The organism is Burkholderia sp. BCC1977, assembly GCF_905339595.1.
Taxonomy (GTDB): domain Bacteria; phylum Pseudomonadota; class Gammaproteobacteria; order Burkholderiales; family Burkholderiaceae; genus Burkholderia.
The window spans coordinates 217,324-241,606 of sequence record NZ_CAJPGQ010000004.1; the positions used below are offsets into that span (position 1 = coordinate 217,324).

Here is a 24,283-nt window from a genome sequence, read left to right on the forward strand (position 1 = left end):
GCTGGCGCCGCTGCGCGCGCCGTGCCGATTGATCAGTCGAATAGTCTGCGGTGTCCGCGACGGCAGGGGGTGTCCGGAAATGAGACGCTTTTTGCAGTTTTTTGATGGCTATTCGGCCGTTCTAAATCGCGTGTCTTTTATATATTAAGGATGGAACGGGTATTGGCACGTAAATCGCTTATTGGGACGGGCGTGTTGAAACGGGACTGCCGATTCGATCCGGCGGCGCGAAGCCGAAGGTCGATCGGATCGAGGGTTGTGGGCCGCAACCCGCGTCGTCGTCCGGACGCGCATCGCGATAACGAGTTCCGCTGACGCGGCTGCATGCGGCGCGGACGATAACAGGGATACAGACATGCTTCATCTTCACTCGAGCTACTCGGCGAATGCCATCCTTGATGCCCTCCCGGAGGACAGCATTCGAGCCATCGCACCGCACCTCGAACTGGTCAGGATCAAGGCCGGCATGCTCGACCGTGTCGGGGAACCGATGCGCCACCTGCATTTCCCGACGACCGCCATGATGTCGGTGCAGCACCTGATGGAGGACGGTGCGATGGTCGAGGTCGCGGTGGTCGGCCGCGAAGGCGTGGTCGGCCTGGCGACGCTGGTCGGCGGCGCCGCGGCATCGAGTCGCGTCGAAGTCCGTATCGGCGGGATGGCCTACCGCGTGCCGACCTGCGTGATGCGCTCGGAATTCGAACGTTCGCCGGCGACGTATCGGCTGCTGCTGAACTACTGCCAGGCGACGATGGCGCAGATTTCGCGCAGCGCGTTGTGCAACCGGCATCACTCGGTCAGCGAGCAGTTGAGCCGCTGGCTGCTGCTCGCGCATGACCGGATCGACGGCGACGAACTGGCCGTCACGCAGCAGACGATCGCGAACATGCTCGGCGTGCGGCGTGAAGGCGTGACGGAAGCGGCTGGCAACCTGCAGGAAGCCGGGCTGATCCGGCAGCGTCGCGGCCGCATCACCGTGCTCGATCGCGACGGTCTCGAGCGCCAGGCGTGCGAGTGCTACGAGCTGATTCGGGCCGACTATCGCCGGCTGCTCGGCACGCGGGCCGGCGCGCGATCGCTGCCGGTGCGGCCGCGTATGCAGGACCTGCACGGCGGATTCCCTGCGCACGGTGCGTGAGGATGCCGGCGATGGCGGGTGGAACGAATACGATGCGGCGCGCCGCGCTCGCCGCGGCCGATGGCGCGCTCGTGCTGGCAGGCGCGCTCGCCGCGCAGGCTGCGATGGGGCTCGCGTGGCGGGATCTGTCGGACGCGCAACGCGGCGCGATTGCATTGCTGTGCGTGCTGACCGTCGCGTTGTTGCCGCGCAGCGTGCGCGTGCCGCGCGGCGCCGCGTCGCTGCATGACGGTGGTGCCGTGCTGACGCGCACGGTGGTTGCCGTCGTGTGCGCGGGCGCGCTGACGGTGGCCGGCACGATGTGGATCATGAACCGCGGCGGCACGGTCACGACGCGCTGGATCGCGCGGACGGTGCTGTCCGGCGACGCGGCGCTGTTGCTCGGCAGGCTGGCGCTGGGTGCGCTGGCGATGAAGCGCGGCGATCCGCGCGCACGGCAGCGGCGGGTCGCGATCGTCGGCGCGACCGCTTACGGACGGGTGGCGATCGAGCGCATGCAGCTCGAGCCGGCCGGACCGTTCGCGGCGGCCTGCGTGTTCGACGACGATGCCCCGGCCTCGGCCGCGGCGGACGGGATCGGCGGCGTGCCGGTGATCGACGACTGGGTCGCGCTGCGGCGCAGGATCCGCAGCGGCGAGATCGACGAAGTGTGGCTCACGCTGCCGATGTCGCACGAGTCGCGCATCCAGCGCATCGTGCGCGAGCTGCGCGACGAGTTTGTCGAGTTGCGGCTGTTGCCGGACGTGCGGCAGATGGCGGTCGTCGAGCGATCCGCGACCGATGTGCTCGGCATGCCGGCCATCAACCTCGCGACCACGCCGCGTTCCGCGCCGGAGCTGTGGGCGAAGTTCGCGTTCGACAGGTTGTTCGCGGTCGCGGTGCTGATCCCGCTGCTGCCGCTGCTCGCGGTGCTGGCGATCGCGGTGAAGCTGTCGTCGCCCGGGCCCGTCTTGTTCAGGCAGCGCCGCAAGGGAGCCGACGGGCGCGAGTTCCATATCCTCAAGTTCAGGACGATGCGCACGCATCGCGCACAGCCCGGGGTCGTGCGGCAGGCCGCGCGCAACGATGCGCGCATCACGCCGGTCGGCGCGTTCCTGCGGCGCACGTCGCTCGACGAGCTGCCGCAGTTCTTCAACGTGCTGTTCGGCCAGATGTCGGTGGTCGGCCCGCGTCCGCACGCGATCGAACACGACGACTTCTACCGGCAACTGATCGACTGCTACATGTATCGCTATCGCGTACGGCCGGGGATCACGGGGTGGGCGCAGGTGAACGGCTATCGCGGCGAGACGCGCAAGGTCGAGGCGATGGCCGCACGCGTGAAGTTCGACCTGTTCTACATGCAGAACTGGAGCTTCTGGTTCGACATGAAGATCATCCTGATGACGGTCGTGCGCGGCTTCGTCGGGCGCAACGCATTCTGATGAAGAGGATTGCGAAGTATCTGGTGCGGCCTCGATACGACGCGTCCCGCAACAGCGAGCCCGCAACCGCGCTTCAGCTGTCCGCCGGCGGCTGAGCGGCGGCCGGCAATGCAGCGGGCGAGACGGTGGGGCTGGCGTCGGGCGCGGCTTGCGCGCTCGACGGCTGGATGGCGTGCTGGATCGTCGGCACGACCATCGTCGGGAAGAGGGCCGCAAGGGCCACCCAGATGACGACGCCGAACAACATGACGTTCTCCCGGAAAGCCGCGGATTCGCCGCGCATGCTTTCAATCTATGACGCAACTTTTTACAGGGGATTGATCGACCTCAACGGCGGCTGCGTCAGACGAATGCGACCGCGCGGGGTTTTCGCGTCGGTCCCCGGTTTTCGCGCGCACGGTGCGGGCGCTGACGCCGATCAACACATGCGTGGACATTGGGTTTATGCTGCGTCGAATGCGTCCGGCACTTCGTGCGGCCGGGCGTGCACCGGCGCGACAACCGCGCGCCGCATGCCTCATTGCGCGGAACCCGGAAAAGGAGAGACGGCGATGGCGCTCGATCAAGAACAACGGCAGACGCTGCAGCGGCGGCTGACCGAGAGCGAGCAGACGTTGCGGGCGGATATCCGCACGAGCGAGGACCAGCGCGCGTCGGAGTCCTACGCGGAGCTCGCCGGCGCGGCGCCGGACGAGGGCGACGAGGCAAATGCCGATCTGTTCGTCGACGTGGATCACGCGCTGATCGGGATGAAGCTGGCCGAGTTGCGTGCGATCGGGCGCGCGCAGCAGCGCATGCGCGACGGCAGCTACGGCGAGTGCATCGATTGCGATGCGCCGGTCGGCTACGAGCGTCTGCTCGCGCGCCCGACCGCCGAGCGTTGCAGGCATTGCCAGTCGGTGTACGAGCGTCGCTACGCGACGACACCGCGCGCATCGCTCTGACGTCGGCGCAGGGGCCGCACAAGCAGCGTGCCCCGCGCGGCACGACACGGGCAATCGGCGCAGGATGACCAACGGGCGCCCGCCGCCGTCGACATGCGGCGCCGGGCGGGCAGACGCCGGCGCGCCAGCGCACGGTGCCATCCACGTGGAAGGGAGCCACGCCGATCATGCCGATCCACAATGCCGAGTGCGCGGCCGTCTTCGCCGAAATCGCCGACATGCTCGAGATCCAGGGCGCCAACCCGTTCAGGGTGCGCGCCTATCGCAACGCGGCCCGTACGATTGCCGACTACGGGCGCGACATTCCGGCGATGATCGCGAACGGCGGCAATCTCGGGCAGATTCCATCGATCGGTGCCGATCTCGCGGCGAAGCTGCGCGAGATCGCCGCGACCGGCACCTGCGAACTGCAGCAAACGCTGCGCCATGCATTGCCGGGTGCAATCGTCGAACTGCTCGACGTGCCGGGGCTCGGCGCGAAACGCGTCAAGGCGCTGCATGATGCCTTGCACGTCGACTCGCTCGAACAGCTGCGCGCCGAAGCGAAGAGCGGGCACGTGCGCGCGCTGCCGGGCTTCGGCGCGAAGACCGAAGCACATCTGCTCGACGCGATCGAAGACCGCCTGAAGCGCGAGCCACAGCGCTTCCTGCTGCCGGATGCCGCGCAATCGCTGATGCCGTTGCTCGAGCGCCTGCGCAAGGTGGCCGGCGTCGGCGAAGTGGTGCCGGCCGGCAGCTTTCGCCGTTGTCGCGAGACGGTCGGCGATCTCGACATCCTCGTGACCGCACGCGATCCGGCCGCCGTGGCCGATGCGTTCGTCGGCTACGGCGAGGTCGCGCGCGTGCTGGCGAACGGCAAGACGCGTTCGAGCGCCGTGCTCGGCAACGGGCTGCAGGTGGACCTGCGCGTCGTCGATGCCGACGCGTTCGGCGCGGCGCTCGTCTATTTCACGGGATCGAAGGCACACAACATCGCGCTGCGCCGGATCGCGCAGGCCGGCGGCCTGAAGGTCAACGAATACGGCGTATTTCGCGGCGACGAGCGGATCGCGGGCGCGACGGAGGCCTCCGTCTACGAAGCGATCGGCCTTCACCGGGTGCCGCCCGAGTTACGCGAGGACCGCGGCGAGATCGACGCGTCGCGCATCGGCGCGCTGCCGGCGCTGGTCGAACGCAAGCATGTTCATGGCGATCTGCATGCGCATACCGATGCATCGGCCGGACGCGACAGCCTGCGCGCGATGGCGGACGCGGCACGGGCGCGCGGGCTCGCGTATCTGGCCGTCACCGATCGCACACCGGATGCCGACGCCGGCCGCACCGATGGCGACTGGCTCGTGCGGCAGATCGAAGAGATCGACCGCCTCAACGCGTCGTTCGACGACTTCGTGCTGCTGAAGGGCGTCGAGGCCGGCATTCGAGAGGACGGCAGCCTCGATGTGCGCGACGACGTGCTTGGCCGGCTCGACCTCGTCGTCGGCGCGGTGCGCGACGGCTTCGACCTGCCGGGCGACGCGCAGACCGAGCGGATCCTGCGCGCGATGGCGCATCCGTATTTCACGATCCTCGCGCACCCGACCGGCCGGCTGCTCGGCGAGCGCGACGCATGCGAACTCGACGTGCCGCGCGTGCTCGCCGCCGCCGCCGCGCGCCACTGCTTCGTCGAGCTCGACGGCGACCCGCGGCGGCTCGATCTGCCGGATGTCTGGTGCCGCGAGGCCGCGAAAGCCGGCGTCGCGGTGGCGATCGGCTCGGACGCGCGGTGCGCGGACGATCTGGACCACCTCGAATACGGTATCGGCCAGGCGCGGCGCGGGTGGCTCACGCGACAGGACGTGCTCAACACACGCACGCTCGCGCAACTGCGGCCACTGCTGGCGCGCACGATGGCCGGCGCGAGCGGCGCGTCGAAGCGCGGCCGCCCGAAGGGTGCGTGACGGCGCACGTCGGCCCGCGCGCCGAAGTCAGGCCAGCACGGCTTCCGCCGGTACGTACGGCAGGCCGAGCGCCAGCGCGACGGCCTCGTACGTGATGCGGCCGTCGCATACGTTCAGGCCCGCGCGCAGATGCGGGTCGTCGGCCATCGCGCGTTTCCAGCCCTTGTCGGCGAGCGCGAGCGCGTGTCCGAGCGTCGCGTTGTTCAACGCGAACGTCGACGTGCGCGCGACCGCGCCGGGCATGTTCGCGACGCAGTAGTGCACGACGCCGTCGACGACGAAGGTCGGCTGCGCATGCGTCGTTGCATGCGATGTCTCGAAGCAGCCGCCCTGGTCGATCGCGACGTCGACCACGACGGCACCCGTGCGCATCGTCGCGATCATGTCGCGCGTGACGAGCCGCGGCGCCGACGCACCCGGCACGAGCACCGCGCCGATCACGACGTCGGCGTCGCGCACGGCCTCGTCGATCGTGTGCGCGTTCGAGCAGACGGTCGCGATCCGGTTCGCGAAGATCAGGTCGAGCTGGCGCAGCCGGCCTACGTTCGTGTCGAGCACGGTGACGCGTGCGCCGAGGCCGACCGCCATCTGCAGTGCACCGGTGCCCACCACGCCCGCGCCGAGCACCACGACGTGCGCGGCCGGCACGCCGGGCACGCCGGCCATCAGCACGCCGCGGCCGCCGCGCGGGCTTTCGAGGTGCGTCGCCGCGACCTGGATCGACATCCGCCCCGCGACCTCGCTCATCGGCGCGAGCAGCGGCAGCCCGCCGCCGGGGCCCGTCACGGTTTCGTACGCGATGCAGACCGCGCCGGACTTCACGAGCGCGGCTGCCTGCCCGGGATCGGGCGCGAGATGCAGATACGTATAGAGAATCTGTCCGCGCCGCAGCATCGCGCACTCTGCCGCTTGCGGCTCCTTGACCTTGATGATCATGTCGGCGCGCGCGAAGATGTCGCGCGCGTCGTCGCACAATGCCGCGCCGGCGGCCGTGTAGTCGTCGTCGAGCAGGCCGATCGCGGTGCCCGCGCCGCGCTGCACGAGCACGCGATGGCCGTGCCGCGTGAGTTCATGTGCGCCGGCCGGCGTGAGGCCGACGCGGTATTCGTGGTTCTTGATCTCCTTCGGCACACCGATCAGCATGAGTCGCCTCCATGGGTATTCGTCATGGTTGTCGTGCCCGGGCGTGCCGCGATCGTCCGACCGTGCGTGCCGGCGAACGGCACGTGTGCGACGGTTGCGCATTCACGGTTCGCGTGCCGTATTGGAATAACAGGGTAGCGGTGCCCGGAGGGAAGTCAAGCGGCGGCCCGAGGCACGATGCACGCGCACTGCACCGCAACACGCGGCATGACGCGACATGACGTATTGCGACCGGACGTCGCAATGCATGCGGCATGCGGTTTGGGTATCGTCTCGGGTGGCGCGGAACGGGGCCGCGCGCCGGACTCGTTCCGGCTGGGTCACGACACAACGACACGATGAGACAAGGAACCTTACCGACATGACGGGCGCGTATTTCAGCGTGCCGACGCTTTGTGCGATCGCACTCGTTCACGTCTACTGGGCGTGCGGCGGACGGCTCGGCAAGCGTGCGGCCATTCCGGAACAGGACGGCGTACCGCTGCTGCGGCCGACCGCGCCCGGCACGCTCGCCGTCGCGGCGGCGTTGCTGGCCGGCGCATGCGCGGTGGCGTCGCGCGCGGGCTGGCTGTGGCCGAACCTGTATCCCGGCGCGATCGCGTTCGCGGTCGTTGCGCTCGCATTGATCTTCGCGGTGCGCGCGGTCGGCGATTTCCGCTACGTCGGCTTCTTCAAGCGGGTTCGCGGGTCGCGTTTCGCGCGCATGGACAGCCTGTGTTACTCGCCGCTGTGCGCGGCGCTCGCGTTGTCGATCGCGTCGATGCTGTGGCAGTGGTGAGCCCCGCACCGAACGGGGCGGAGGTTTTGCCGCGAGTGGAGCCGTAACGCGCGTCGCGGGCGCCGTATCGGACAGCGCCGACCGGCGCGGGCAGCGCATTCCCCAAAAAAACGACAGGTGCCGCTCGGGCGAGACCCGCACGTGCGTCCGGCCCGGCGATCGACGATGCGACCACGTCACGGCTCTTGCGTATTCCGGAAAACGATTTCCCCATTGTTGCGGTTTTCGATGTAATGAATTGCATTGATCTCTATGAAAATGGAACCGGTTCCATCTATAATTCGCGGCATTTGTCGCCGGGCCCGGAATGAGGGTCGTGATCGTTGCACTTGCCGTTGGCCGGTGCGGCGTCTAAGTTGAATAGGGCCATGGCGATGACGGGCAGATGCGGGCGGTAGGCCGCTATTTGTCCGACGATCAGACCCGCGAAGAGGTCGACCCCGCGCAGTGCGCCGGAACCGGCACGCGCGCGGCAGCATGACGGCGCCACCGCGCAGTGTGCGGCCGGCCCCTGCATCGAGGTTGTTCGCAACATCGCAAGAACAGGACGGCCGGCCGCGTGCGGCATGGCTACCGTGTCGGGCATGGCGCATCCGGAATGCGCGTGCCCGAACCACGCTCCCCAACGATCAACATCCGACCATGTCCACGCCACCCGACAAACCCAATTCGCGTCGCCGTTTCCTGCGCACGTCGGTCGCGCTCGTGCCGATCGCGTCGGTCGCCGGTTGCGACCTGCGCTCGTCGTCGTCCTCGACCACGGCCGGCAATGCCGCCACCGCGTCGGTCGGCGCCGAACGTGCGCCGTACAAGCCGACCTTCTTCGACGCAAAGGAGTGGGCGTTCGTCCAGGCCGCCGTCGACCGGCTGATCCCGGCCGACGCCGAAGGCCCCGGCGCGCTCGAATCCGGCGTGCCCGAATTCATCGACCGCCAGATGGAAACCCCGTACGCGCACGGCGCGACGTGGTACATGCAGGGGCCGTTCCAGCAGGGCGTGCCCGAGCTCGGCTACCAGCTCAAGCTCGTGCCGCGCGACATCTACCGGCTCGGCATCGCGGCGGTCAACCGCTATTGCGAAAAGGCCCACGGCAAGGCGTTCGCCGACCTCGACGCGCCGACCCGCGACACCGTGCTCGGCGCGCTGGAGAAGGGCGGCGCGCAGATCGACGACGTGCCGCCCGGCGTGTTCTTCGGCCAGTTGCTGCAGAACACGCGCGAAGGCTACTTCTGCGATCCGGTGCATGGCGGCAATCACGACATGGCCGCGTGGAAGATGATCGGCTTTCCGGGCGCGCGCGCCGACTTCATGGATTTCGTCAACCAGAACGGCAAGCCCTATCCGTACGGCCCCGTCTCGATCAACGGGGAGCGCACCTGATGGCCGCAGAAAAGAAGCCGCATGTCGATGCGGTGATCGTCGGCTTCGGCTGGACCGGTGCGATTCTCGCGAAGGAACTGACCGAAGCGGGCCTGAACGTCGTCGCGCTCGAGCGCGGCGAGTATCGCGACACCTATCCGGACGGCGCGTATCCGAACACGATCGACGAGCTGACCTACAACATCCGCAAGAAGCTGTTCCTCGACCTGTCGAAGACGACCGTGTCGATCCGCCATGGCGTGCAGGACACCGCGCTGCCGTACCGGCAGCTCGCCGCGTTCCTGCCGGGCGAGGGCGTCGGCGGCGCGGGGCTGCACTGGTCGGGCGTGCATTTCCGGATCACGCCGGAAGAGCTGCGCCTGCGCAGCCACTACGAAGAGCGCTACGGCAAGAAGTTCATCCCCGCAGGAATGACGATCCAGGACACCGGCGTCAGCTACGACGAGCTCGAGCCGTATTTCGACTTCGCCGAGAAGGTGTTCGGCACGTCGGGGCAGGCGTACAAGGTCGGCGGCAAGGTGGTCGGCGACGGCAACGTGTTCGAGGCGAACCGCAGCGACAACTTCCCGCTGCCCGCACAGCTCAATACGTATTCGGCGCAGCGCTTCTCCGATGCCGCGAAGTCGCTCGGGCTGCATCCGTACCGGCTGCCGTCGGCGAACACGTCGGGTCCGTACACGAACCCGTACGGCGTGCAGATGGGGCCGTGCAACTTCTGCGGCTATTGCAGCGGCTACGCGTGCTACATGTACTCGAAGGCGTCGCCGAACCTGAACATCCTGCCCGCGCTGAAGCAGGTGCCGAACTTCGAATTGCGCTCGAAGTGCCACGTGCTGCGCGTGGACCTCGACGACACGAAGAAGCGCGCGACGGGCGTCACCTACGTCGATCCGGCCGGCCGTGAAGTGCACCAGCCGGCCGATCTGGTGATCGTCGCCGCGTTCCAGTATCACAACGTGCACCTGCTGCTGCTGTCGGGCATCGGCAAGCCGTACGACCCGATCTCGGGCGAGGGCGTGGTGGGCCGCAATTTCGCGTACCAGAACCTGTCGACGATCAAGGCGTTCTTCGACAAGGACACGTTCACGAACCCGTTCATCGGTGCGGGCGGCAACGGTGTCGCGGTGGACGACTTCAACGCGGACAACTTCGACCATGGCCCGCTCGGCTTCGTCGGCGGCTCGCCGCTGTGGGTGAACCAGGCCGGCGTGAAGCCGATCAGCGGCATCGCGACGCCGCCGGGCACGCCGCAGTGGGGCGCCGCGTGGAAGAAGGCCGTGAAGGACAACTACGCGCACACGATCTCGATGGACGCGCACGGCACGAACATGTCGTACCGCGACGTGTACCTCGACCTCGATCCGACCTATCGCGATTCGTACGGCCAGCCGCTCTTGCGGATGACCTTCGACTGGAAGGACAACGACATCAAGATGGCGCAGTACGTGACCGGGCAGATGAAGAAGATCGCGGAGGCGATGGGGCCGAAGGCGATCGGCGTGTCGACGCGCGAGTTCGGCAAGCACTTCGATTCGCGCGCGTACCAGACGACCCACCTGGTCGGCGGCGCGATCATGGGCACCGATCCGAAGACGAGCGTGCTGAACCGCTACCTGCAGTGCTGGGACGTGCACAACGTGTTCGTGATGGGCGCGTCGGCGCTGCCGCAGGGCATCGGCTACAACCCGACCGGGATCATCGCGGCGCTGGCCTACTGGTCGGCACGTGCGATCCGCGAGCAATACCTGAAAAATCCCGCCCCGCTGGTGACCGTATGAAGAGGACAGTGAACCACCCCAACGCCACGCGCCGAATTTCCCCGCTGCGGCGCGCACTGGCGACCGGCACGGCATGGGCGGCGTTCGGTCTCGCGGGCGGCGCCGCGTTCGCGCAGCCGGCATCCGCGCCCGCCGCGGCTTCGGGCCCGGCAGCCGCACCGGTCGCACAGTCGGCCGACGCGAACCTCGTCAAGCGCGGCGAATATCTGGCCCGCGCGGGCGACTGCATCGCGTGCCATACCGCGAGCGGCGGCAAGCCGTTCGCGGGCGGGCTGAAGTTCGACACGCCGATCGGCGCGATCTATTCGACCAACATCACGCCGGACCCGAAGACGGGCCTCGGCGGCTGGACGCTCGACGACTTCACGCACGCGGTGCGCCAGGGCGTCCGCAAGAACGGCGACACCATGTACCCGGCGATGCCGTTCCCGTCGTACGCGCGCCTCTCCGACGACGACGTGAAGGCGCTGTACGCATACTTCATGCACGGCGTCGCGCCGGTCGAGCACGAGAACCGCGCGGTCGACATCGTGTGGCCGCTGTCGATGCGCTGGCCGCTGACGTTCTGGCGCAAGATGTTCGCGCCGACGCCGAAGCCGTTCGATGCGGCGCCGTACACCGATCCGGTGGTCGCGCGCGGCGCGTATCTCGTGCAGGGTCTCGGCCATTGCGGCGCGTGCCACACGCCGCGCGCGGTGACGATGCAGGAGCGCGCGCTGACCGACGCGGGCGGCCTCGACTTCCTGGCCGGCGGCGCGGCGATCGACGGCTGGGTGCCGACGAGCCTGCGCGGCGAGCCGCGCACCGGGCTCGGCACGTGGAACGAAACCGAGATCGTGCAGTTCCTGAAGACCGGCCGCACGCTGCGCACGGCCGCGTTCGGCGGGATGACGGACGTGGTCGGCCACAGCATGCAGCACATGAACGATGCCGACCTGACCGCGATCGCGCGCTACCTGAAGACGTTGCCGCCGCGCGTGCAGGGCCAGCAGCCGCACGTGTACGACGCGGCCGCGGCGAAGGCGCTGCAGACCGGCGACGCGAGCAAGCCGGGCGCCGCCGTCTATCGCGACAACTGCATGGCCTGCCACCGCAGCGACGGCCACGGCTACACGCGCGTGTTCCCGGCGCTCGCCGGCAACCCGGTCGTGCAGGGCGACGATCCGACGTCGCTGATCCACGTCGTGCTGGAAGGCAGCGCGCTGGAGGGGACGCACACGGCACCGTCGACTTTCACGATGCCGCCGTTCGGCTGGCGCCTGTCGGACCAGGAAGTCGCGGACGTGTCGAACTTCGTGCGGACGAGCTGGGGCAATACGGGCGCGGCGATCACGGCCGCGCAGGTCGCGAAGGTGCGCAAGGGCACGCCGTCGACGCGGCCGGAGCCGCCGCCGGGCGCGCGGTTCCCGCAGGCGTCGCGCTGACGCACGCGGCGGGGCTTCGGCCCCGCCGCCGCCCGATCGATCGATCCGCCTCGCGGCGCCGGCCGGCCCGCGGGGCGCGTTCCGCCCGCCCCGGGGTTGTACCCTGCAATGGCGCGCCACCGCGAATTTTTCGCGGTGGCGCGCCATTTGTCCGTCTCATCCCTTATCCTTCCATTCTTGAACCTTACTAAATAGTTACAAGACCTTGGGAGGGGGGATGCCTCATGACGTCAGCCTGATTGCGTTGCTCGCGGCCGGTTTCGGTCTCGCGATGATCTTCGGTTACCTCGCGTCGCTGCTGAAAATGCCGCCGCTCGTCGGCTATCTGCTCGCCGGGATCGTGATCGGCCCCGGCACGCCCGGTTTCGTCGGCGACCTGTCGCTCGCGCAGCAGCTCGCCGAAGTCGGCGTGATGCTGCTGATGTTCGGCGTCGGCCTCCATTTCTCGCTGGGCGACCTGCTCGCGGTGCGCAAGATCGCGCTGCCGGGGGCCGTCGTCCAGATTACCGTCGCGACGCTGCTCGGCGGCGGTCTCGCGCTCACGTGGGGCTGGAGCCTCGGCGCGGCGCTCGTGTTCGGGCTCGCGCTGTCGGTCGCGAGCACGGTCGTGCTGTTGCGGGCGCTCGAGGGGCGCGGGCTCGTCGAAACGGTGAACGGGCGCATCGCGGTCGGCTGGCTCGTCGTCGAGGATCTCGTGATGGTGCTCGTGCTCGTGCTGCTGCCGCCCGTCGCGGGGCTGCTCGGCGGCACGCCGCCCGGCGACGCGCATGCGGCCGGCGGCAGCGTGTGGGGCACGCTCGGCGTCACGATGCTGAAGGTCGCCGCGTTCATCGCGCTGATGCTCGTGGTCGGCAAGCGCGTGTTTCCGCGCATCCTGTGGCTCGTCGCGCGCACCGGTTCGCGCGAGCTGTTCACGCTTTGCATGATTGCCGCGGCGGTCGGCATCGCGTTCGGCGCGGCGAAGCTGTTCGACGTATCGTTCGCGCTCGGCGCGTTCTTCGCCGGGATGATGATGCGCGAGTCGGAGTTCAGCCGGCGCGCGGCCGACGAGACGCTGCCGCTGCGCGACGCGTTCTCGGTGCTGTTCTTCATTTCGGTCGGGATGCTGTTCGACCCGAAGGTGCTGCTCGCCGAGCCGCTGCACGTGATCGAGGTCGCCGCGATCGTGCTGATCGGCAAGACGCTCGCGGCGGTCGCGCTCGTGATCGCGTTCCGTTATCCGCTGAACACCGCGCTGACGGTCGGCGCGGGCCTCGCGCAGATCGGCGAGTTTTCGTTCATCCTCGCGGGGCTCGGCCGTGCGCTCGGGCTGCTGTCGGCCGAGGGGCAGAGCCTGATTCTCGCGGTCGCGCTGATCTCGATCGCCATGAACACGCTGCTGTTTGCGATGATCGATCCGGCGCTCGCGTGGATCCGCAAGCATTCGGCGTTCGCGCGCAAGCTCGAGGCACGCGACGATCCGCTCGCCGCGCTGCCGATGTCGACGCCGCAGACGCACCTGACCGGCCAGGTGGTGATCGTGGGCTACGGCAAGGTCGGCACGCGGATCGCGCATGCGCTGGACGAGCGCGGGATCGCCTATGTCGTCGTCGAGCAAAATCGCGAGCTCGTCGAGAAGCTGCGCGAGGACGGCGTCGCGGCCGTGTCGGGCGACGCGATCGAGCCGGTCGTACTCGTGCAGGCGCATATCGCGCGCGCCGGGATGCTGGTCGTCACGCTGCCGGATGTGTTCGACGTGCGGCAGATCGTCGAGATCTCGCGCACGCTCAATCCGGCGCTGGAGGTCGTGCTGTGCACGAACAGCAGCGACGAGGCCGACTTGCTGTCGAGCGAGGGCATCGGCACCGTGTTCATGGGCGAGAGCGAACTCGCGCGCGGGATGACCGAGCACGTGCTCGGCAGGATGGCTGAGCCGGTGGCGGCCGCGCACGCGCATTGACGGTCGCGCGGGCCGGGTTCGCGCGGACAAGCGGGATTGTGCCGGCGAACGGAAGGGCGTTTGCGAGGAACAGTGTGTAGCGCATGGTCGACCTGCTTGCCGCTCGCCGCTCGCCGCTCGCCGAGCTGAGCCGAGTACGCCCCGGCGGCTTCAGCCAGCCGCCGCCTTCGTCCGTACGGCCGCGCCGGATTGCGCGGCCGTTTTCACAGGTGCCGACGCCTTCTGCCCGGCTGCCGTCTTCGGTTGCACCGCGGCCTTCGGCGTCGCGACCGCCTTCTGCGGTGCGGCAGCCTTGACCGGCGCATTCGGCGTCGGCTCGACCGGTGCGTCGGGCGGCACGCCGAGCAATTGCAGCGAGCCGCTCGTGACCGACGAGAACACCGGGCCGGCCACCGTGCCGCCGTAATAGCCCTTGCCGCGCGGCTCGTCGATCATCACCGCGACGATCAGGCGCGGGTCGCTCATCGGCGCCATCCCCGCGAACAGGGCGCGGTACTTGCCCTTCGCATAGGTCGCGCCGACCTGCTTGCGCGCCGTGCCCGTCTTGCCGCCGATCCGGTAGCCGTCGACGCGCGCGCGGCGCCCCGTGCCGCCTTCGCCGACCGCCGACTCGAGCATCGCGCGGATCGCCGCCGCGGTTTGCGGCGACGTCACGCGGTGGCCGCGATGGGCCTCGATCGTCTTCGGGTCGGAACCGTTCTTCAGCAGCGACACCGGGTGCAGCGTGCCGTCGCCCGCATAGGCGGTGTAGGTCTGCGCGATCTGCAGCAGCGACATCGACAGCCCGTAGCCGTACGCCATCGTCGCCTGCTCGATCGGCCGCCAGCGCTTGTAGCCGCGCAGGCGGCCCGACGCGACACCCGGAAACGTCAGCTCCGGCGCGCGGCCGATCCCGTATTCCTGGTACTTGTTCCAGATCGTTTCGGCGGGCAGGTTCAGCGCCAGCTTCGCGAGCGCGACGTTGCTCGACTTCTGCAGCGCCTGCGACACGGTCAGCGAGCCGTGGTTCGACGTGTCGTGGATCACGGCCGGGCCGATCTTGTAGGTGCCGGGCGACGTATTGATGATCGTGTTCGGCGTGACCTTGCGCTCGTCGATCGACAGCGCGACGACGAGCGGCTTGATCGTCGAACCCGGCTCGAACGTGTCGATCACCGCGCGGTTGCGCAGCTGCTGGCCCGTCAGACGGGCACGGTCGTTCGGATCGAAGGTCGGGTAGTTCGCGAGCGCGAGGATTTCGCCGTTCTGCGCGTCGAGCACGACGACGCTGCCGGCCATCGCGTTGTTCTCGAGCACCGCGGCCTTGAGCTGGCTGAACGCGAGCTGCTGGATGCGCCGGTCGATCGTCAGCTCGATCGTCGCGCCGTGCTGCGCGGGCACGAGCGGGCGCGTGTCGGACACGATGCGGCCAAGCCGGTCGCGGATCACCTCGCGCTGCCCGGATGTACCGGACAGCCGCCCGTTCGCCGCGAGTTCGACGCCTTCCTGGCCCTTGTCCTCGACGTTGGTGAAGCCGACCACGTGCGCGGCCGATTCGCCTTCCGGATAGAAGCGCTTCGAATCGGCGATCTGCGTGATGCCGTCGATCTCGAGCTTGTCCAGCCGGCTCGCCGTGTCGGCGTCGATCTGCCGCTTGAGCAGCACGAACGTACGGTCGTTGCGCAGGCGGCGCTTCACTTCCGCGAGCGGCATGTCGAGCAGCTTCGCGATCTGCGGATAGTCGATTTCGGCGACCTGCTTCGGGTTCGCCCAGATTTCATAGGTCGACAGGCTGACCGCGAGCATCGCACCGTTGCGGTCGACGATGCGCCCGCGCATCGCGTCGAGCTCGATCGTGCGCTGGTAGCGTTTCTGGCCTTGGCCGACGTAGAAATCCTGGTTCGCGACCTGCACCCAGAACGCGCGTCCGATCAGCGCGGCGAAACCGAGGGACACCATGATCACGACCATCTTCGAGCGCCACATCGGCAGGCGCGACGCGAGCATCGGGTGCTTGGTCGCGGCGGCGTACGGATCGGCGGGGTGGGTCTTCTTTTTCACGCTCATGCAAGGGCCGGGTCGGGCCGCCGGACGGCGGCAAGTCAGTCGGAATAATGCGATTGTAATAAATGAGTAAACATCATGTGGGGAAAGTGTGTTTCGGCCCCGTAAAAGATGCGCATTTCCAGCGTGGCGCGAGCGGAAAAGGCGGGAGGGAGGAGGAAGCGGCGGCGCAGCGTGGCTCGCTGCCGCCGACGGAATCGGGACGGGCGGGCGGATCGTTGCCGCCACCGCGGTTCAATTAACCCGGCCCCGATTATTTACGGGACCGGAAAATAAAAAGCGCCTCGGAGAGAGGCGCCGTTATTGCTGAATATCGAAATGAATATCGCGGAAACCGGAATAAACCCGAAAACCGCAGAGGATTGCCGTCAAAAATACCTATCGCGCGACGGCAATAAATTCGTGGTATTCCGGCTCCACCGTGGAACGATCGACCGCCTGCAGGCGCCACGCGCCGTCGGGGTGCTCGCCGGCGAGCACCGCGGGACCTTGTTCGCGCTGCGTCGCGCTGAACGACAGGCCCTTCAACTGGCACACGGCTTTCCCGCTGTCGGCCGCGCAGAGGGCCATCGCGCCTTCTACGTCCCGAACCTTGCCCCAGGTCGGAAGATCGATGCCCTGGTGTGCCTCGCGTGACCACAGCCCCTCGTCGGTATCGACCCACAGCACCGCGAAGGTGTTGCGGGTTGCCGATTCGCTGCCATTAATCCGAATAGTGAGGCGCATTGGATCGTCTCCTGAAGAAAATGACACATTCGACCGTTTTGGTTTGACCAGTCTAGATAGACTGTGGTGAAACGCAAGTGATAATCCGCAATAAATCCGCATTGTGTCTATAGCCGTTTCAGATGAAACGACGTCAGACGATTCACAGGGAATCCGCCGACGCGCGCTAACGCAGGCGGCAGCACGATCCGCGCGCCGTGACCGGAAGGTGGCGCGTCCCGGACATGCGATGACCTGGGGGAGGCCGCGTCGAAGTGTCGCGCCGAAGCGAAGACCCGAAGCGAAGCCTCGAAGCGCCGGCCGTCCCGTCAAGCCAGCATCCCGGGTGCTGCCTGACCGGTCGTTTCAGCGGTTTGACGCACCGGCCGGCACGACACACTCCGACATTCGCATACAAATCCACACACTTTCACGAAACTTTCGGGACAGACTTGCGGGCGATCGGGCCCCACACTGGACATTTCCCGATCCTGCGCCGCGGACGCCCGTCCGTGGCGGGCCGCCGCCTCGTGCCAGCGACGCGATCGACGCGATCGTGGGCCGCAGCCCGATCGGGACTGCCGGGGGCGAGCGTCGGCCCCGGCCCGGCCGACGGCCGTGCGCGGTTCCGCGATCCGGAACCGCCGCGCCGTCCGGCCGATTCTTCGAAGGAGACTATCGTGCTGATCTGGAAAACCGCGTTGTCGCTCAACTGGCGCACGAGCCTCGTGTCGCCGGCCAGCGCACCGGTCGCGGCGGCCAACGTCGGGCGGCTGGTGCTCACCGGCGCCACCGGCTTCATCGGCAGTACCGTACTGACGGCGCTCGTCAACGCAGGGTTGCTCGAGCGGATCGTGTGTGTGGTGCGCGCCGAGAATCGCGGCCACGCGGTCGCGCGTTTGCGCGAAGCGGCGTTGCGCGCGGGGCTCGCGCCATACTGGGCATCGCGTCTCGGCGACGCGAACGTGGCCGTCGGCGGGCTCGGCGACGTGTGGCAGGGCACCGACGCCCCGCGTCTCGCCGGCGCGACGCACGTGATCCATTGCGCGGGCCATGCGTCGCCGGCCGACGGTGCGCACCTGCAGGCCGACCTTGCCGATTCGCTGCGTTTTGCCGAGCGGTTCGCGCACGCACCGCAGCTGCAGCGTTTCGTGTACGTCGGGACCGCCTATGCGCATGCGGGCCGCGGCGGGATCGTGTACGAGGCGACGGCGGGTACGGCGCCGAACGGCGCGGCGCGGGGCCGCGACGGGTTGCACGGCGCGGTGCTCGCGGCGGACTATCTGCAGGCGAAGGCGGAAACGGAGCAGCGCCTGCGCGCGCTCGGGCTGCCGCTCGTCGTCGTGCGTCCGTCGCACGTCGTCGGTCACACGGTGCTCGGCACGCGGCCCGCGCCGAATTCGTTCTGGATGTTCCGCGTCGCGCATGCCGCGCGGCGCTTCACCGCGCGGCCGATGACGCGCATCGACATCGTGTCGGTCGACGACGTCGCGCGCGCGACGATGCTGCTGGCCGTGAAGCCGACGCTGATGCACGACGTGTACCACGTGTCGGCCGGCGACGAGGCGCCGCAGGTCGCGCAGATCGTGCGCGCGATGGACGAGGCGGCCGGCATGACGGGCGCGCCGCGCTACGCGGCCTGTGCGCCGGCCGAACTGCCGCTCGTGGTGCGCGACGTGCTCGGGCGGTCCGAGCCGGCGCTCGAGCGCGTGATCGGCCGGGCCTTGCAGCGTTGCGCGGAGTTCGCGATGGTCGATCGCGTGTTCGACAACCGCCGCGTGCGCGATGAAATCGATTTCGAGCCGCTGCCGTTCGTCGATTACGTCGAGGAATGCATGCGCACGTCGCGCGGCGTCGCGGTGACCGAACTGATGCGCGGCGCGCTGCACTGACGGCCCGCGCGGTTCGGGGCTTGCCGATTCCCGGGTTTGATTCGCCGCCGCACGCGGCGGTCCGGCGGCGGCAGGCCCTACGACGGGCTGCCGAGTTCGATCAGCCGGTCGAGCGCACGGTAGATGTCGTCCAGGCCGTCCTGGCCGAAACGCGCTTCGAGCTGACGATACTGCTCGTCGATGCGCGGGCCGATTTCGGTCACCAGCTTCTTGCTTTGCGGCGTCAGGCTCACCAGCAGCCGGCGCTGATCTTCCTGCGCGCGCGTGCGTGTAATCAGGCCGTCGCGTTCCATCCGTTCCAGCACGCCCGTGAGACTCGGGCTCAGGATACAGCAGCGGCGGGCGATCTGTCCCGCTTCGAGCGCGTGCGCCGGTTCGCCGTCGAGCACGCGGATGATCCGCCATTGCTGTTCGGTCAGCGCGAATTCCTTGAGAATGGGGCGGAACAGGCCCATCAGCGTTTCGCGGGCCTCGAGCAGCAGCATGGCCAGGTTGCGATGGTCGAGCGTACGGTTCATCGGGGTGGGGAATGGACGGGGACGCAGCAATCTTAACAGCCGACGGTGATGAATTTCATGTATCAGGGTAATCGAGGTTGCCAGCATCCGATTGTTTACTTAAGATGTTAACTATTGACGATGCGCCGCGACGCGCGGCAGGGGAATGACGCATGGAGCTGTCTTGCAGGACCGCCGCGGCGCCGCCGCTGCCGGTCGCCATCGGTACCGTCTACGGTGCGCTGCTCAACGAGCGCGCCGCACTCGACGCGCTCGGCGATGCCGTGCACGCACCGCCTTACGGCCGTCCGCCGCAGGCGCCGATCCTTTACATCAAGCCGGCCAACACGCATGCGGCGGACGGCGCGGCCGTCGTCGTGCCGGCGGGCATCGATGCGCTGGAGATCGGCGCGTCGGTGGCCGTCGTGTTCTCGCGGCGCGCGACGCGCGTGCCGGCCGCGCAGGCGCTCGACTACGTGCACGGCTTCACGCTCGCGAGCGACGTGTCGGTCCCGCATCCCGATTACTACCGTCCGGCCGTGCGCTTCAAGTGCCGCGACGGCTTCTGCCCGCTGGGCCCGGCGATCGTGCCGGCGGCCGCGCTCGGCGATGTCGACGCGATCGGCCTGACCGTGCGGATCGACGGCGCCGCCGCGGTGTCCGCATCGACCGCCACGCTGATCCGCCCGGTGCGCGAACTGATCGCCGACGTGACGGCGTTCATGTCGTTCGACGCGGGCGACGTGCTGCTGCTCGGCGTCGCGGGCGGCGCCCCGCGTGCCCGCGCGGGCAGCACGATCGAGATTGCCGCCGCCGGCATCGGCACGTTGCGGCATACGCTGATTGCGGAGGAAGCACGATGAAGACGGCGCGCGTGATCTACAACGGCGCACTGCATGCGGCCGAACCGGCCGGCGACGGCGCGCTCCGCCTCGACACGGGGCGCGTGATCGCCGAAGACGGGGTGACGTGGCTGCCGCCCGTTGCGCCGCGCACGACGTTCGCGCTCGGCCTGAACTACGCGGACCACGCGAAGGAACTCGCGTTCAACGCGCCGAGCGAGCCGCTGATCTTCCTGAAGGGGCCGAACACGTTCATCGGCCACCGCTCGCGCACCGTGCGCCCGGCGGACGCGACGCACATGCACTACGAGTGCGAGCTGGCCGTCGTGATCGGCCGCCCGGCGCGCAACGTGAGCCGCGCGCAGGCGCTCGACTACGTCGCCGGCTACACGGTCGCGAACGACTACGCGATCCGCGATTACCTCGAAAACTACTACCGCCCGAACCTGCGCGTGAAGAACCGCGACACCTGCACGCCGCTCGGGCCGTGGTTCGTCAGCCGCGACGAGATCGGCGATGCGGGCGACCTGATGCTGCGCACGACGGTGAACGGCGAGGAGACGCAGCGCGGCAGCACGCGCGACATGATCTTCGACGTACCCGCGCTGATCGAGCACATCAGCAGTTTCATGACGCTCTCGCCGGGCGACCTGATCCTGACCGGCACGCCGGAAGGGCTGGCGGACACGAAGCCGGGCGACGAAGTGGTGACCGAAATCGAAGGGATCGGCCGGCTCGTGAACACGATCGTCGGCGAAGCAGACTACTATCGCGCCGGCTGAGCCCGTCGCCCAAGGAGAGCACATGACCATCAAGCACTGGATCGACGGCCGCGAAGTCGAGAGCCGCGAGACCTTCACGACGCTGAACCCCGCGACGGGCGACGTGATCACCGATGTCGCGTCGGCCGGCGAGGCCGAAGTCGACGCGGCCGTGCGCGCCGCGAAGGAAGCATTCCCGAAGTGGGCGAACACGCCCGCGAAGGAGCGCGCGAAGCTGATGCGCAAGCTGGGCGAGCTGATCGAGAAGAACGTGCCGATGCTCGCCGCGCTCGAGACGCAGGACACCGGCCTGCCGATCACACAGACGAGCAAGCAGCTGATTCCGCGCGCGTCCGAGAACTTCAACTTCTTCGCGGAAGTGTGTGTGCAGATGAACGGCCGCACGTATCCGGTCGACGACCAGATGCTGAACTACACGCTGTACCAGCCGGTCGGCGTGTGCGCGCTGGTGTCGCCGTGGAACGTGCCGTTCATGACCGCGACGTGGAAGACGGCGCCGTGTCTCGCGCTCGGCAACACGGCCGTGCTGAAGATGTCGGAGCTGTCGCCGCTGACGGCCGACCAGCTCGGCCGGCTCGCGCTCGAAGCCGGCATTCCGCCGGGCGTGCTGAACGTCGTGCAGGGCTACGGCGCGACCGCCGGCGACGCACTGGTGCGCCATCCGGACGTGCGCGCGGTGTCGTTCACGGGCGGCACGGTCACCGGCAAGCGGATCATGGAGCGTGCTGGCCTGAAGAAGTACTCGATGGAGCTCGGCGGCAAGTCGCCGGTGCTGATTTTCGACGATGCCGATTTCGACCGCGCGCTCGACGCATCGCTGTTCACGATCTTCTCGATCAACGGCGAGCGCTGTACCGCGGGCTCGCGGATCTTCGTGCAGCGCACGATCTACGACCGCTTCGTGCAGGAATTCGCGCGCCGCGCGAACAACCTGGTGGTTGGCGACCCGTCCGATCAGGCGACGCAGCTCGGCGCGATGATCACGCGCCAGCACTGGGAGAAGGTGACCGGCTATATCCGGATCGGCGAGCAGGAAGGCGCGCGCGTGGTCGCGGGCGGTGCGGACAAGCCGGCCGGCCTCGCCAACCACCTGCGCAACGGCAACTTCGTGCGGCCGACCGTGTTCGCCGATGTCGACAACCGGATGCGCATCGCGCAGGAAGAGATCTTCGGGCCGGTCGCGTGCCTGATCCCGTTCGAGGACGAGGAAGAAGGGCTGCGGCTCGCGAACGACACGTCCTACGGGCTCGCGTCGTACATCTGGACGCAGGACGTCGGCAAGGTGCACCGCCTCGCACGCGGCATCGAGGCCGGGATGGTGTTCGTGAACAGCCAGAACGTGCGCGACCTGCGCCAGCCGTTCGGCGGCGTGAAGGAGTCGGGCACCGGTCGCGAGGGCGGCGAGTACAGCTTCGAGGTGTTCGCGGAAATCAAGAACGTGTGCATCTCGATGGGTTCGCATCACATTCCCCGCTGGGGCGTGTAACGGGCGCGGGTCGTTTCGCCGCCAGCCAGAACGAACGATACGGAGACTTGAACGATGGGCAAACTGTCCCTCGCCGCGAAGATCACGCACGTGCCGTCGATGTACCTGTCGGAATTGCCCGGCAGGCATCACGGCTGTCGCGACGCGGCGATTCGCGGCCACCAGCTGATCGGCGAGCGTTGCCGCGCGCTCGGCGTCGACACGATCGTCGTGTCGGACGTGCACTGGCTCGTCAACGCCGGCTATCACGTGAACTGCAATGCGCGCTTCGCGGGCACGTATACCAGCAACGAGCTGCCGCATTTCATCCGCGACATGGAGTACGCGTATCCGGGCAATCCGGCACTCGGCCGCCTGATCGCGGAGACGGCCAGCGCGCACGGCATCGCGACACGCGCGCACGAGATCGACAGCCTCGAACTCGAATACGGCACGCTCGTGCCGATGCGCTACATGAACGGCGACCAGCACTTCAAGGTCGTGTCGATCGCCGGCTGGTGCATGTGGCACACGCTCGACGAGAGCCGGCGCTTCGGCGAGGCGCTGCTCGAGGCGATCGGGAAGAGCGATGCGAACGTCGCGTTCCTCGCGAGCGGTTCGCTGTCGCACCGCTTCAACGACAACGGCAGCCCCGAGGAATCGATCCACCAGATCAGCCGCGAATTCTTCCGGCAGGTCGACCTGCGCGTGGTCGAGCTGTGGAAGCAGGGCGATTTCAAGACTTTCTGCGCGATGCTGCCCGAGTACAACACGCATTGTCACGGCGAAGGCGGCATGCACGACACGGCGATGCTGCTCGGCCTGCTCGGCTGGGATCGGTACGACAAGCCGGTCGAGATCGTCACCGACTATTTCGCGAGCTCGGGCACCGGGCAGATCAACGCGATCTTCCCGCTCGCCTGAGCGCCGCATCACCTATCCGGAGCGTTGCCATGCCACACATCGTCGTCGAATACACCGCGAACATCCGCGACGACGCGCGCATTCCCGCGCTGCTGCGCACGATCAACGCGACGCTGATCGCGCAGGGCGGCGTGTTTCCGACGGGCGGCATCCGCTCGCGCGCGATCGAGCTGCAGGATTATTGCGTCGCCGACGGCACCGAGGACGACGCGTTCGTCCACGTGACGCTGAAGATCGGCTCGGGCCGCAGCGACGAGACCAAGAAGGCCGCGTGCGACGCGCTGTTCGACGCGATCAAGGCGCATTTCGCGGCGTTGTACGCGAAGCGCTACCTCGCGCTGTCGATGGAGCTGACCGAGTTCAGCGAAAGCGGCTCGTACAAGCACAACAACATCCACGCCCGCTACAAGCGGGCCGGCTGAACCCATTTCCGATCCGACCATGCTCGAACCCGCCATCATCGACCAGCTCGCGCGGCGTCTGCACGACGCCGAGCGCGAGCGCACGCAGATCCGCCAGATCTCGCTCGACCATCCCGACATCACGATCGACGACGCGTATGCGATCCAGCGCGCGTGGGTCGCCCTCAAGCTCGCGGAAGGCCGCACGCTCAAGGGCCACAAGATCGGTCTCACGTCGAAGGCGATGCAGAACACGTCGCAGATCGACGAGCCCGATTACGGCGCGCTGCTCGACGACATGTTCTTCGACGACGGCGGCACGATCCCGACCGGCCGCTTCATCGTGCCGCGTGTCGAGGTCGAACTCGCGTTCGTGCTCGGCAAGCGGCTCACGGGTCCGAACTGCACGATTTTCGACGTGTACGACGCGGTCGATTACGTCGTGCCCGCGCTCGAGATCATCGACGCGCGCAGCCAGTCGATCGACCCCGATACGAAGCGGCCGCGCAAGGTGTTCGACACGATCGCCGACAACGCGGCGAACGCGGGTGTCGTGATCGGCGGGCGTCCGGTGCGGCCGCGGGATGTCGACCTGCGCTGGGTCGCGGCGATCATGTCGCGCAACGGCGTGGTCGAGGAAACGGGCGTCGCGGCCGGCGTGCTGAACCATCCGGCCAATGGCGTCGCGTGGCTGGCGAATCGGCTGTCGCGCTTCGACGTCGCGCTGGAGCCGGGGCAGATCGTGCTCGGCGGCTCGTTCACGCGGCCGTGCGCGGCGCGGCCGGGCGACACGTTCAGCGTCGACTACGGCCCGCTCGGGACGATCCAGTGCTACTTCGAGTGAGGC

The 24,283-nt window shown here is 68.2% G+C and carries 22 protein-coding genes; 16 read left to right on the forward strand and 6 right to left on the reverse strand.

What is annotated here, in order from left to right; genetic code table 11:
• Nucleotides 1–355 precede the first annotated feature (355 nt).
• Both U5771_RS05835 and U5771_RS05840 read left to right on the forward strand, forming a co-directional pair.
• Nucleotides 356–1,138, forward strand: a complete 783-nt coding sequence (locus tag U5771_RS05835) for a Crp/Fnr family transcriptional regulator (protein ID WP_322023098.1) — start codon at nucleotides 356–358, stop codon at nucleotides 1,136–1,138.
• 11 nt (nucleotides 1,139–1,149) lie between these two features.
• A complete protein-coding gene (locus tag U5771_RS05840) occupies nucleotides 1,150–2,562 on the forward strand; it encodes an undecaprenyl-phosphate glucose phosphotransferase (RefSeq protein ID WP_322023099.1) in 1,413 nt (470 codons plus the stop codon).
• A 73-nt stretch (nucleotides 2,563–2,635) separates the two neighbouring features.
• On the opposite strand, the gene U5771_RS05845 is transcribed toward U5771_RS05840, so the two are convergent.
• A complete protein-coding gene (locus U5771_RS05845; RefSeq protein WP_322023100.1) occupies nucleotides 2,636–2,809 on the reverse strand; it encodes a hypothetical protein in 174 nt (57 codons plus the stop codon).
• Between the two features lie 304 nt (nucleotides 2,810–3,113).
• Here U5771_RS05845 and U5771_RS05850 point away from each other — a divergent pair, with 304 nt between their 5' ends.
• Both U5771_RS05850 and polX read left to right on the forward strand, forming a co-directional pair.
• A complete protein-coding gene (locus tag U5771_RS05850; protein WP_322023101.1) occupies nucleotides 3,114–3,506 on the forward strand; it encodes a TraR/DksA family transcriptional regulator in 393 nt (130 codons plus the stop codon).
• A 167-nt stretch (nucleotides 3,507–3,673) separates the two neighbouring features.
• The gene (gene polX / locus U5771_RS05855; protein WP_322023102.1) at nucleotides 3,674–5,443 is read left to right on the forward strand and encodes a DNA polymerase/3'-5' exonuclease PolX; all 1,770 of its coding nucleotides are present in this window, start codon (nucleotides 3,674–3,676) and stop codon (nucleotides 5,441–5,443) included.
• A 27-nt stretch (nucleotides 5,444–5,470) separates the two neighbouring features.
• Here polX and ald read toward each other — a convergent pair whose 3' ends face one another.
• Nucleotides 5,471–6,586 (reverse strand): alanine dehydrogenase, encoded by a 1,116-nt coding sequence (gene ald, locus U5771_RS05860; protein WP_322023103.1) that lies wholly within the window; start codon nucleotides 6,584–6,586, stop codon nucleotides 5,471–5,473.
• Nucleotides 6,587–6,947: 361 nt separating this feature from the next.
• On the opposite strand from ald, the gene U5771_RS05865 reads away from it, so the two are divergent.
• Entirely contained in the window at nucleotides 6,948–7,364 is a 417-nt protein-coding gene (locus U5771_RS05865) for a DUF3995 domain-containing protein (protein ID WP_322023104.1), read from the forward strand.
• Nucleotides 7,365–7,638: 274 nt separating this feature from the next.
• Here the strand turns inward: U5771_RS05865 and U5771_RS05870 are convergent, their stop codons facing one another.
• Complete coding sequence (locus U5771_RS05870; RefSeq protein WP_322023105.1) at nucleotides 7,639–7,950, reverse strand: hypothetical protein; 312 nt, start codon at nucleotides 7,948–7,950, stop codon at nucleotides 7,639–7,641.
• Nucleotides 7,951–8,006: 56 nt separating this feature from the next.
• Here U5771_RS05870 and U5771_RS05875 point away from each other — a divergent pair, with 56 nt between their 5' ends.
• The 4 genes from U5771_RS05875 to U5771_RS05890 all read left to right on the forward strand — a co-directional run bounded on the left by U5771_RS05875 (nucleotide 8,007) and on the right by U5771_RS05890 (nucleotide 13,885).
• A complete protein-coding gene (locus U5771_RS05875) occupies nucleotides 8,007–8,744 on the forward strand; it encodes a gluconate 2-dehydrogenase subunit 3 family protein (protein WP_322023106.1) in 738 nt (245 codons plus the stop codon).
• The gene (locus tag U5771_RS05880) at nucleotides 8,744–10,522 is read left to right on the forward strand and encodes a GMC family oxidoreductase (protein WP_322023107.1); all 1,779 of its coding nucleotides are present in this window, start codon (nucleotides 8,744–8,746) and stop codon (nucleotides 10,520–10,522) included. The genes U5771_RS05875 and U5771_RS05880 overlap by 1 nt, the downstream gene beginning before the upstream one ends.
• Nucleotides 10,519–11,946, forward strand: coding sequence for a cytochrome c (locus U5771_RS05885; protein ID WP_322023108.1), 1,428 nt, complete (start codon nucleotides 10,519–10,521; stop codon nucleotides 11,944–11,946). Before U5771_RS05880 ends, U5771_RS05885 begins: the two co-directional genes overlap by 4 nt.
• Before the next feature lie 217 nt (nucleotides 11,947–12,163).
• Nucleotides 12,164–13,885 (forward strand): cation:proton antiporter, encoded by a 1,722-nt coding sequence (locus U5771_RS05890; protein ID WP_322023109.1) that lies wholly within the window; start codon nucleotides 12,164–12,166, stop codon nucleotides 13,883–13,885.
• A 150-nt stretch (nucleotides 13,886–14,035) separates the two neighbouring features.
• Here the strand turns inward: U5771_RS05890 and U5771_RS05895 are convergent, their stop codons facing one another.
• Both U5771_RS05895 and U5771_RS05900 read right to left on the reverse strand, forming a co-directional pair.
• Entirely contained in the window at nucleotides 14,036–15,931 is a 1,896-nt protein-coding gene (locus U5771_RS05895; RefSeq protein WP_322023110.1) for a peptidoglycan D,D-transpeptidase FtsI family protein, read from the reverse strand.
• Between the two features lie 375 nt (nucleotides 15,932–16,306).
• A complete protein-coding gene (locus U5771_RS05900; protein WP_322023111.1) occupies nucleotides 16,307–16,654 on the reverse strand; it encodes a DUF3564 family protein in 348 nt (115 codons plus the stop codon).
• Nucleotides 16,655–17,313: 659 nt separating this feature from the next.
• Between U5771_RS05900 and U5771_RS05905 the strand changes: the two genes are divergently transcribed.
• The gene (locus U5771_RS05905; protein ID WP_322023112.1) at nucleotides 17,314–18,525 is read left to right on the forward strand and encodes an SDR family oxidoreductase; all 1,212 of its coding nucleotides are present in this window, start codon (nucleotides 17,314–17,316) and stop codon (nucleotides 18,523–18,525) included.
• A 77-nt stretch (nucleotides 18,526–18,602) separates the two neighbouring features.
• Here the strand turns inward: U5771_RS05905 and hpaR are convergent, their stop codons facing one another.
• Nucleotides 18,603–19,043, reverse strand: a complete 441-nt coding sequence (gene hpaR, locus U5771_RS05910) for a homoprotocatechuate degradation operon regulator HpaR (RefSeq protein ID WP_322023152.1) — start codon at nucleotides 19,041–19,043, stop codon at nucleotides 18,603–18,605.
• A 152-nt stretch (nucleotides 19,044–19,195) separates the two neighbouring features.
• Here hpaR and U5771_RS05915 point away from each other — a divergent pair, with 152 nt between their 5' ends.
• From U5771_RS05915 to hpaH, 6 genes are read left to right on the forward strand one after another with little or no spacing between them, the layout of a single operon-like run.
• The gene (locus tag U5771_RS05915) at nucleotides 19,196–19,885 is read left to right on the forward strand and encodes a fumarylacetoacetate hydrolase family protein (RefSeq protein ID WP_322023113.1); all 690 of its coding nucleotides are present in this window, start codon (nucleotides 19,196–19,198) and stop codon (nucleotides 19,883–19,885) included.
• Nucleotides 19,882–20,646, forward strand: a complete 765-nt coding sequence (locus tag U5771_RS05920) for a fumarylacetoacetate hydrolase family protein (RefSeq protein WP_322023114.1) — start codon at nucleotides 19,882–19,884, stop codon at nucleotides 20,644–20,646. Before U5771_RS05915 ends, U5771_RS05920 begins: the two co-directional genes overlap by 4 nt.
• A 22-nt stretch (nucleotides 20,647–20,668) precedes the next feature.
• The gene (gene hpaE / locus U5771_RS05925; RefSeq protein ID WP_322023115.1) at nucleotides 20,669–22,132 is read left to right on the forward strand and encodes a 5-carboxymethyl-2-hydroxymuconate semialdehyde dehydrogenase; all 1,464 of its coding nucleotides are present in this window, start codon (nucleotides 20,669–20,671) and stop codon (nucleotides 22,130–22,132) included.
• A 54-nt stretch (nucleotides 22,133–22,186) separates the two neighbouring features.
• A complete protein-coding gene (hpaD, locus tag U5771_RS05930; protein WP_322023116.1) occupies nucleotides 22,187–23,035 on the forward strand; it encodes a 3,4-dihydroxyphenylacetate 2,3-dioxygenase in 849 nt (282 codons plus the stop codon).
• A gap of 29 nt (nucleotides 23,036–23,064) precedes the next feature.
• Nucleotides 23,065–23,457, forward strand: a complete 393-nt coding sequence (locus tag U5771_RS05935) for a 5-carboxymethyl-2-hydroxymuconate Delta-isomerase (protein WP_322023117.1) — start codon at nucleotides 23,065–23,067, stop codon at nucleotides 23,455–23,457.
• Nucleotides 23,458–23,476: 19 nt separating this feature from the next.
• On the forward strand, nucleotides 23,477–24,280 hold the full coding sequence (gene hpaH, locus U5771_RS05940; RefSeq protein WP_322023118.1) for a 2-oxo-hept-4-ene-1,7-dioate hydratase: 804 nt from the start codon (nucleotides 23,477–23,479) through the stop codon (nucleotides 24,278–24,280).
• Nucleotides 24,281–24,283 lie beyond the last annotated feature (3 nt).